Source organism: Microcoleus sp. S13C4 (genome assembly GCF_036700865.1).
Taxonomy (GTDB): domain Bacteria; phylum Cyanobacteriota; class Cyanobacteriia; order Cyanobacteriales; family Microcoleaceae; genus Microcoleus.
Genome location: NZ_JAUBPS010000164.1, coordinates 1 through 1,656, shown reverse-complemented (window position 1 = coordinate 1,656; position 1,656 = coordinate 1). Strand labels below are relative to the sequence as shown.

General features: G+C 48.0%; 1 protein-coding gene. It reads left to right on the top strand.

Annotated elements, in window-relative coordinates:
* Positions 1-599: 599 nt before the first annotated feature.
* The coding region (gene ltrA, locus QT996_RS28420; RefSeq protein ID WP_333050846.1) for a group II intron reverse transcriptase/maturase at positions 600-1,656 on the top strand (1,057 nt) is incomplete at its 3' end.

Genomic DNA, 1,656 nt, shown 5'->3' with positions numbered 1-1,656 from the left:
AGCGCGACACGATGTCGCATGTTGTGAGTGAGGAGGTGACTTCTCTAGGTTAGTGTCCAAACCTATCCTCAATCTCCAAGGGCATCACTGGTAACGGTGGGGTCTTTTGCAAGGAGGTAACGTCTAAGGAGCGTCCAAGCCATTTGGACAAACCGGGCAAGAGGAAGACTGAATGGGTGAACGCAAGTGAATCTCTGATGAGGCTGCGTGACGTCTGGTCATCGAAATATGGCTGATACGGTGATGAAGGGACAATGAACCTCGGTCTTACCAACCGAGGCACGGAATTCGGTCTTATGAATCGAATTCGAGGACACCCCGTCCCCGCAGTAAAGGAGACACCCTCTTCAGTTGCATCTCTAACATGTGGAACGTGGTAACCCCAATGGGGTCTGGATTTCCAGTAGGTCAACCGCAAGGACGACTGAATTCCCCAGTGGGACAGGGATGACCCAAGAAGCGAACGCCAGTAAGCCGAAAGGCAAAGGAAATCCATAACCTGCTGGATAGGGCAATACCCAACCTAAAAGGGTGCTGACGTGGGTCAGGTGAATTACCCAAAGACTTCTGTAATGATTTCTCACTCAGGGGCAAGTTAGATGCAAAGCATTGCTTTAGCAAACGGAACCAAAGGGCAAACCGATTGGAACGCCATTAACTGGCGCAAAATCAATCGGACTGTCAGGAATTTGAGACAGAGAATCTTTCGGGCGACCACAGAACGGAACTATCAAAAGGTACGTTCGCTTCAAAAGCTAATGCTACGAAGCTATGCCAACATTCTGATGAGTGTTCGCAGAGTGACGCAGCAGAACGCAGGTAGAAATACGCCAGGAATTGACAAAGTAGTGGTGAAAACTCCTACAACCAGAGGCAAATTGGTCGATGAATTATCGGCTTTCACCCTTTGGAGAGTAAAACCTGCGCGTCGGGTGTACATACCGAAAGCAAATGGAAAACAACGCCCACTGGGAATCCCTGTTGTCAAAGACAGATGTCTTCAAGCAATGGTCAAGAACGCTCTTGAACCAGAATGGGAGGCAAATTTCGAGGGAACCAGCTACGGATTCCGCCCTGGTAGAAGTTGTCACGATGCCATTGAGAAGATCTTCGGCTTAGCTCGACCAAATAAACGGAAGAAATGGGTCGTAGATGCTGACATCAAAGGCGCATTTGACAATATCAGCCATGAATTCTTGCTCAAGGCAATTGGTGAAGTCCCTGGTCGGGAACTGATTAAACAATGGCTCAAGGCAGGATACATGGAACAAGGAGTTTTTCATGAAACGGATAGTGGAACTCCCCAGGGCGGCGTGGTGTCCCCCTTGTTGGCTAACATTGCCTTGCATGGAATGGAGGAAGCCATTGGTGTCAAATACGACTCCAGAGGTCAGTCTATTGGAAAGCGAGCAATCGTTCGTTATGCGGACGATTTTGCAGCATTCTGTGAGTCTAAAGAAGATGCCGAAGAAGTGATTGAAATCCTAAAAAGTTGGTTGCAACAAAGAGGGTTAGAGCTATCAGCCCAGAAAACCAAAATTGTTCATCTGAGTGAGGGATTCGACTTTCTAGGCTTCAACATCAGACACTACAGAGCCGAAAAAACCTCTAAAACAGGTTGGAAGCTGCTGATTAAGCCAAGCAAGGAATCGGTAA